Raw genomic sequence first — 7,621 nt, forward strand, 5'->3', positions numbered from 1 at the left:
GCTGGCCGACGGCCCCGCCGGAGACATCGCCGGCCGCACCACCACTTCCTGCGCGCGCCTCGGCCACCGTCCGTGAGGACGGTGGCCGAGGCGGGGACTGCGGGTGTCGGCCGGCTCGGGCGTGCCTCCCGGCGAGAGGCCCGGTGCCCGCAAGGAGACCCTGCGGCGGGAGTCGTGAAGCCGCGTCACTGGACGACAAGCCCCCGGGTCCGGCCATCGGTGCGGCGGAGCATGAGGAAGGCGATGGCGAATGCTGCCGTGAGCAGGGCGGCCCCTACCGTGAAGGCCAGGTGGTAGCCGCTGGTGAGGGCCTGGGGGCGGAGGGCGCCACCGTCGAGGAGTGCCTCGGTGCGGGATGCGGCGAGGGTGGAGAGCACCGCGACGCCCATGGCCATGCCGATCTGCTGAGTCGTGTTGAACACTCCGGAGGCGATCCCTGCGTCGTCCTCGCGCGCGCCGGACATGCCGAGCGCGGTCAGCGCGGGCAGAGCCAGCCCGAAGCCTGCGGCGAGGAGCATCACGGGGAGCAGGTGGGTGACGTAGTGCGCGTGCACGGGGATCCGGGTGAGCAGTCCCAGCATGCCGATCAGCAGGATCAGACCGGCCAGCAGCACGCGGCGCTCACCGAACCGGACGTTGAGGCGGGTGGACACGCCGAGGGAGACCGCGCCGATCACCGCGGCCGCCGGGAGCATCGCAAGGCCGGTCCTGGCGGCACCGTAACCGAGCACCTGCTGCAGGTACAGGGCGACCAGGATCTGGAAGGAGAACAGGGCGGCGACCATGAGGATCTGGACGAGGTTGGCGCCGGCGACATTGCGCGAGCGGAAGATGCGCAACGGCATGAGGGGGGTGTGTGCCGTGGCCTGCCGGGCCGCGAAGGCGATGAGCAGTGCGATGGCCAGTGCGCCCAGGCCGAGGGTGCGGTACGAACTCCAGCCGTTCTCCTCGACCTTGACGACGGTGTAGATGCCGAGCATCAGCCCGGCGGTGACCAGGAGCGCGCCGATGACATCGGCGCCCGCCGAGAGGCCCAGGCCACGGTCGGCGGGCAGCACCGGCACGGCGAGCGCGAGTGCGGCAAGACCGATCGGCAGATTGATGAAGAAGATCCAGTGCCAGTTGAGCGCATCGGTCAGGACACCGCCGAGCACCTGCCCGATCGAGGCACCGGCGGCTCCGGTGAAGCTGAAGACGGCGATGGCCTTGGCGCGCTCACGGGGTTCGGTGAACAGCGTCACCAGAATGCCGAGGCTGACCGCCGCGGCCATCGCGCTGCCGATGCCCTGCGCGAAACGGGCCGTGATCAGGACGGCGGGCGAGGTGGCGGCGGCCGCGAGCACGGAGGCCGCCGTGAACACCGCCGTGCCGGTGAGGAACATGCGCTTGCGGCCCAGCAGGTCGCCGAGCCGGCCCGCCAGCAACAGCAGGCTGCCGAATGCGATCAGGTAGGCGTTGACGACCCAGCTCAGCCCGGCGGGTGTGAAGCCGAGGTCGTCCTGGATGGCCGGCATCGCCACGGTCACGATCGAGCCGTCGAGGACGATCATCAGCATCCCCGTGGCGATCACTCCGAGAGCCACCCATCGTGAACGGCCGGAAGGAGGGGCGAGGTCGGCGGGTGCGGCGGTCGGTGCGGCCATGGGGATCTCCTGTCGAAGCGGCAACAGAAGCGACCGTAGCAGATAGTTCCGTAGTAGACGATCTGTTTCGGATTCACTGCTTGCTACTCTGGTCCCATGACTGCGATGGCGCCCACCCGCACCGAACCGGACCTCTCCTTCCTGCTGGACCACGCGGGCCACGTCCTGCGTGGCCGGATGTCGGCGGCCCTGGCCGAGATCGGGATCACCCCGCGCATGCACTGTGTGCTGGTGCACGCGCTGGAGGAGGAGCGCACCCAGGCCCAGCTGGCCGAGATCGGCGACATGGACAAGACCACGATGGTGGTGACGGTCGACGCCCTGGAGGAAGCGGGCCTTGCCGAACGCCGTCCGTCGAGCACGGACCGGCGGGCCCGGATCATCGCGGTGACCGAGAAAGGCGAAAGGGTCGCCGCACAGAGTCAGAAGATCGTCGACGGCGTACACGAAGCCGCGCTCGGGTCGCTTCCCGACAAGGAACGTGAGGTGTTCCTACGGGCCATGAACCGCCTGGTCACCGGCCATCTCGCGACCGCTCCGGAGAGCCCGGCCGGAGTGCGGCGAGCCCGGCAACGGGCGAAATGACCGCGCAGTATCACACCGCGCCCACGCACTGCGGCGCACGGCCGGCGCAAAGGCCGGGTTCGCCCGTACGAGCTGCAAGGGTGAACGGGAAGAGCGCCGCCGGCGGGTGGCTACGACCCGGCCACCGCCCACCAGCCCCAGCACTGACGACCGGCCAACCCTCCCGGGGCGGCACCCGCACTGGGTGCCGCCCCGCCGGCATGCGCCCACCACCACACCCGGACCGGCCGGGGGGTGCCGTCGCGGTGGTCGGAGTCAGTTGCCCGGCCGGGTCATTGTGGACAGGGATTTGCCGAGGCCGTGGACGGTGGTGACGCTGTCGGTGTTCGTGCGGTTGCCGTTCTTGTCGATACCGAAGTGACCGCTGGCGCCGGCGACGGCATTGTTGCGCAGCACGTACAGCTCGTTCCTGACGGCGTAATGGTTGGGGATGCCGGACGGGGACGAGCCGTGGGCGGCGGCGTTGTGCAGGGCGGTCGCAGCGGCGATCACGGCATCGTAGGCGACGATGCCCCAGTAGCTGCTGGTGAGGTGCTCCGCGGGGAACTGCTGGCCGTGGTGCGGGGAGGTGAACGCCTCGGCGAAGGCTCCGTACAGACCGCGCCGGGGCTGCCGGCGATGACCCACCGGCAGACGTCCACCTGCTCATGGTCAACCACGAGCAGCAGCCTCCTGCCGAACCGGACGGTGACAGGACCGCTCACGCACACGCATCATTCCGCACGGACCAAACCCCCCATATGCCCCCCACCCGGCCGATCACGACGACCGTCGCGACAGACACCGCCCCGGCGACCCCGGCCGCCCGGTGCACTCAGCCGTCCCGGCCCGTGACGGCCGCCTCCACCACGAAGAGCTGCGCGTCACTGTCGTCGCAGGGCGCCACCACGGCCTCCGCGCCCACCTCAGGGCCGGTGACCGTCACACAGGTGGAATCGCTGACATGGATGCGGTAACTGCGGCCCGGCACCCTCGACGCCTCGGACCCAGCCGGATCGAACCGGAACAGGGTCGACAACCGGCACTCCTCCCACGGCTCCAGCAGCCCCTTGCCGCCCCCGTGGGTGATCGCCTTGAGACAGCCCTTGCCGTGCTCGGGGTGGAACCAGGCGATGCGGTAGGTGTCCGACCCGACCCGGTCCAACGTGGTGGTCGGCGGCACCGCCTCCGCGCAGGGGCGCTGCACCGCCACCAAGGAGCCGTAGCGCCCGTCCGCCACGTGCCCGTCCGTCAGACACAGCCCCGGCGCCCCGACCGGCCGGACGCGGATCTCCTCACCAGGAAGCGCCGCCGAGCCCTTCCCCCCGGAATCACTCAACAGCCACATCCCGGCAGCGGACAGCGCCACCGCGAGGACAGCCCCACCAGCCACCCACAGGCCGGCGCTCCGCAGGCGCGGACGACGGCCCTCGACCCCCGTACGAAGGCCGTCATCCTCAGGCGCCCGCGCCGCGGGAGCCTGCCCGCCGGACTGCGCGGCCCGCTCGCGCGCGGCAAGCCACTCGTCCACGGCGTCCTCCTCCCCGCAGGCGCGGACGAACGCGGTCAGCAACTCCGGCCGCGGCAACGTCCCGTGACGGAGCACATCGGCGAGCGTGCTGCGAGGCAGGAGCTCACCGCGGCGCGCGGCGCGTTCCTCGAGCTGCCGGTAAGTCAGCCGGGAACGCGCCTTCAGCTCACGCAGCTCCGCCGCCAGTTCGGCCGCGGTTCGTATCTCCGGTAAAGCGGGTGACCTGTGGCTCATGAGGCAGATAGTGGCGTGAGTCTGCCACAAGGAAAAGCACTTTCAGGTCACCGCTGGGCTTCACCGCGCCTTCGGCGTGGTGAAGCCCAGCACCCTGCCCGCCGTGGCCGACTGGGTCTTCTTGTAGGTGAGCCGCTCCAGCGAAGTGTTGCCCTCCACCGAGTGATACACCTTCCGCGAGGAGTTGTACGAGGTCACGACCCCCACGTGGTCGGCGCGGCCGTCCCCGTTGTTGTCGTAGGCGACCACGTCACCCGCCCGCGGTTTGTACACGCCCGCCCGCACCTGCGCCTTCGTGTGCCAGGTGCCGTTGGCCCTGCCGTAGGCACGGAAGGAGTCCGCCGCCGCGTTCAGCCCGGTGATCTTCGCCTTCCCCCAGTACCAGGCGTACTTGGCGAAGTCCGCACACCACGCACGCGAGGTCCACTTCACACTGGTCCACTTCTTCGTCCAGGCGCCGTCGACCTTGATGTACATGTAACCCTTGCTGGTGCCGCACGCCTGTGTGTTGTTGATCGTGCCGCGCCGGGACGCACTGGTGCCGTCCCAGCGGTAGTTGGCCTTCGCGGTCCAGAACCCCGTGTAGAAGTTGCAGTTGTTCCGCTCGCTGTCGCCGCCCTTGGCGTCACCCTCGTAGATCCGCTTGCGCACCTCGGCATTGGTGCTCTGGTACTGCCCCAGCGCGATCTTCCCCGCGGCCGCCCCCGGAGCGGGCGCCGCCTGCGCCGGCCCGGCCGTACCGAGCCCCCCCAGCGTGAGAGCCAGCACCGCCCCCGCGACACCCGCGCTCCTCACCGTGCTCGTCAACGACATCCCGAACGTCCTTCCGTCCAATCCGTGCCGGTCCCGAGAGGGGCCCGGCTGACGGACGGAACACTGGACGCCGGCCACGGACGCCGACAACGGCCCGACCCGTCCGGGACATGTCCGGGACAGCGAAACCCTGTCCGGCCAGGCCAGCCACTTGCCCACCAAGCGGCCACTACTCCCACAGCCGACTCCGCCACCCCCCAGTGAACCGGCGCAGGGGGAACTCGCGGACCTCGTCGGCGATGTGGTCCCACGCCGAAACGAAGCCGCCCTCGACGAGAACAGAGGCGACGACACGCTGGACGGCGATGCCTCCGACGCCGACACAGCCCGTCCCCCAGCACATGGCCCAGTGGCCGGGGCAACAGCGGTGCCACCAGCCGGGCGGGCCGGCCACCCAAGGCGAAGGCCCGCTCGGCCAGACCTCACGCGAACCGCTCCTCCTTCCCGGACGCCGCCACACCCCGACCAGCGCCCGCTCCGGGACCAAGCGGAAGAACACAAACGAGGCCAGACGCACCCTCGCAGGACGACACACCGCCGACTGGACCACCACCAGGATGCGGCTGCAGCTCACCGCCGACGACCGCGAGCGCACCACCCTCACCCCAAACCACCGCCGACTGCCCGAACGCTCCGGCTGAGGTCACGTCCGCCCGGTAACCACGGCGGACACGCGTGACATCGGCCTCGTCCCCGTCGGCCCCCAGCTCACGCAGGAGCGCATGCTGCCACCGCCAACCCGCTGCCACCCGAGGTCCGCCGCTCACCCAGGCCGCCAGGTGGCGGCACAGGGCCCGCCACCAAGGGCAGCCGTCCAGCACGCCGGTCCGCACCCTGGCCCGCACCGGCCTGCTGGACTCGCTCAGCGAAGACGAGCAGGCCGCGTCAACCGGTTGCCCGACTACGAACGCGGCCGCGCCCCTGTCAATGCGTTTCGCGCGCAACCGACCGGCGCCCCGGGCCTGAGCCGTGACCGGCCACCTCGAACCCGTCGGACCGAGCCGCCACCCCACCGCGGCCTGGGCATCATCCCCGACATGGACTGGACGCAGCTGCTCAAAGAACTCACCGACATGGCAGAGGTACGCAACAACCGCAGGACAGCGGCCCTGTGTTCGACCGGAACCATGTGACCGAGCCGGCCGCGCAGACCCTCGTGACCGGCTCTCCTGGACCACCGCCGCGCCAAAATCCGGCGAGGATGGAGCCGGTGATCGAACATGAGCGGCCCCATGCGCGGGCACACTCTGCCATCCCTCCTGCACGGCCCGCCCCGCCGCCCGCGATTCGCCAGCCACCATCGACGAACGATCTCCGAAATATCGGTCCGGAGCGTCACCTGGCGCGCAGCACCGAGACGAGCAGTCCGCTGGTCTGGCTGGGGGTCAGGAAGACGCCGACGTTCTTCAGGGTCAGGTCAGGCACGAGGGTGCCCTCGGGGAGGAGCCGCGGGGCAGCGGTGCCGGTGGAGAGGTCGACCTCGGCCGTCCGCTCACTGTCGTGGCGGGTGTCGTCGAGCGTGCCGTAGGCGGCCCCGCCGTCGGCGATCGACCGGATGTACACACTGGCCTTGCGTTCCTCACCGGCGTCGAGGCAGAAGCCGCTGCGCCGTTGAAGGTCGAAGGCGACGGTGCCGACGGCGACGAAGCGGCCGTCGGGGGAGACGACGGCCCCACGTCCGCCCGGGCGGTCGCAGACGATGCTCGCCTCCACCTTGCCCGTAGTGGCGTCGTGCAGGGCGGTGAGGGGGTGGGTGACGCTGCCGGACCCGGCCTGCCACCGGGTGAACAGACGGCCTCCGACGACCGCCACGAACTCGCCGTTCGCCTCGTCCTTCGGGTACTCGGCACCGGGCGGAGCCGCATCGCGGATGTCCCAAGCGCCGGGCATCGACACGGTGTCATGGGAGTAGTCGGAGACAACCCACCCCTTGTCGGTCCTGACGCGGCCGACCCCATCGGCACAAGCGTCCGCGCAGCGGTCGAACGTGCCGTTCGTGACGTCCACGGCGACGGCCTTCCTGTCCGTGTTCTCCGACTCCCAGTGGACCTCCAGGCCCGTGCCGAAGTCGCCCACCTGGAGGTGGTCCTCACCGAGCGCCAGCACATCGACCGGGATGTCGATCTCGCGGGTCGGGGCCACCGCGCTGCCGGAGGCGCCGGACGGGTAGACCAGGAGGCGGACGGACTGCTCGCCCTTGTCGAGGGCGTCCCCGCCGACCTCGCCGTGGGCCCACAGCACCACGTACTCACGGCCGCCCTGGACGGTCGTCACCACGGAGGGCAACTGCACCGACTGCCCCAGCAGGCCGCCGCTCTCCAGAGGAGCGGGGGGCTCCCAGGGCCGACTCGTGAAGCGGACCGTGCCGGTGGAAGCGTCCCGCACCTGGACCACGTACCCGTCCTCGGTGGTGTCCACATAGGCGACCACGCCGCTGCGGGCACCCACGGCCACCAAGGGCTGCGCCGAGTAGTTCTCCGGCATCCAGTCGAGCGTGTGCTGCCAGCCCTGCTTCGCGTCATACCGGGAGGGGACCCTCAGCAGGACCGACGGACCCTTCAAGCGGGAGGAAGCCTCGGCGGACGGTATGGCAGAGCCCTTGTTCTCGTCCTCCGTGTCCGGGGAGCCGCCCCCGCCGCAGCCGGCCAGCACCAGCACCGTCAGCGCGATGCCCACCACGGCCTTCGTCCTGCGCATGTTCCGCACGTCCTCTCGGTGATCATTACGGCTCGACCACCGGGGCCGCCTCAACCCGGCGGAAGCCTTCCCTGCAATCGGCGAACGGCCCGGCGAGGTCGCGCAGTTCGCTCATCGCCTAGAGGTTGTCCCGTATGGG

The 7,621-nt window shown here is 70.6% G+C and carries 7 protein-coding genes; 2 read left to right on the forward strand and 5 right to left on the reverse strand.

Annotated features, from left to right (window positions below; translation table 11 throughout):
- Positions 1–185: 185 nt before the first annotated feature.
- Entirely contained in the window at positions 186–1,643 is a 1,458-nt protein-coding gene (locus tag CCN42_RS30005) for an MFS transporter (RefSeq protein WP_086740331.1), read from the reverse strand.
- Positions 1,644–1,739: 96 nt separating this feature from the next.
- On the opposite strand from CCN42_RS30005, the gene CCN42_RS30010 reads away from it, so the two are divergent.
- On the forward strand, positions 1,740–2,228 hold the full coding sequence (locus tag CCN42_RS30010; RefSeq protein WP_086740333.1) for a MarR family winged helix-turn-helix transcriptional regulator: 489 nt from the start codon (positions 1,740–1,742) through the stop codon (positions 2,226–2,228).
- Positions 2,229–2,483: 255 nt separating this feature from the next.
- On the opposite strand, the gene CCN42_RS30015 is transcribed toward CCN42_RS30010, so the two are convergent.
- From CCN42_RS30015 to CCN42_RS30025, 3 genes are all read right to left on the reverse strand, one after another.
- Entirely contained in the window at positions 2,484–2,855 is a 372-nt protein-coding gene (locus CCN42_RS30015) for a hypothetical protein (protein ID WP_245877530.1), read from the reverse strand.
- A 187-nt stretch (positions 2,856–3,042) separates the two neighbouring features.
- Positions 3,043–3,972, reverse strand: a complete 930-nt coding sequence (locus CCN42_RS30020; RefSeq protein WP_086740337.1) for a helix-turn-helix domain-containing protein — start codon at positions 3,970–3,972, stop codon at positions 3,043–3,045.
- A gap of 60 nt (positions 3,973–4,032) precedes the next feature.
- A complete protein-coding gene (locus CCN42_RS30025; protein ID WP_086740334.1) occupies positions 4,033–4,785 on the reverse strand; it encodes a CHAP domain-containing protein in 753 nt (250 codons plus the stop codon).
- Between the two features lie 305 nt (positions 4,786–5,090).
- Between CCN42_RS30025 and CCN42_RS42230 the strand changes: the two genes are divergently transcribed.
- Positions 5,091–5,426, forward strand: coding sequence for a hypothetical protein (locus CCN42_RS42230; protein WP_158102151.1), 336 nt, complete (start codon positions 5,091–5,093; stop codon positions 5,424–5,426).
- 694 nt (positions 5,427–6,120) lie between these two features.
- Here the strand turns inward: CCN42_RS42230 and CCN42_RS30030 are convergent.
- Positions 6,121–7,482 (reverse strand): hypothetical protein, encoded by a 1,362-nt coding sequence (locus CCN42_RS30030; protein WP_086740336.1) that lies wholly within the window; start codon positions 7,480–7,482, stop codon positions 6,121–6,123.
- Positions 7,483–7,621 lie beyond the last annotated feature (139 nt).

Origin of the sequence: Streptomyces glaucescens, from assembly GCF_002154375.1 — a bacterium.
Classification (GTDB): Bacteria; Actinomycetota; Actinomycetes; order Streptomycetales; family Streptomycetaceae; genus Streptomyces; species Streptomyces glaucescens.

Excerpts from the sequence above, each read along its gene's own strand:
- CCN42_RS30005 (WP_086740331.1), bottom strand. The coding sequence starts at position 1,643 with ATGGCCGCACCGACCGCCGCACCCGCCGACCTCGCCCCTCCTTCCGGC.
- CCN42_RS30010 (WP_086740333.1), top strand. The coding sequence starts at position 1,740 with ATGACTGCGATGGCGCCCACCCGCACCGAACCGGACCTCTCCTTCCTG.
- CCN42_RS30020 (WP_086740337.1), bottom strand. The coding sequence starts at position 3,972 with ATGAGCCACAGGTCACCCGCTTTACCGGAGATACGAACCGCGGCCGAA.
- CCN42_RS30025 (WP_086740334.1), bottom strand. The coding sequence starts at position 4,785 with ATGTCGTTGACGAGCACGGTGAGGAGCGCGGGTGTCGCGGGGGCGGTG.
- CCN42_RS42230 (WP_158102151.1), top strand. The coding sequence starts at position 5,091 with ATGCCTCCGACGCCGACACAGCCCGTCCCCCAGCACATGGCCCAGTGG.
- CCN42_RS30030 (WP_086740336.1), bottom strand. The coding sequence starts at position 7,482 with ATGCGCAGGACGAAGGCCGTGGTGGGCATCGCGCTGACGGTGCTGGTG.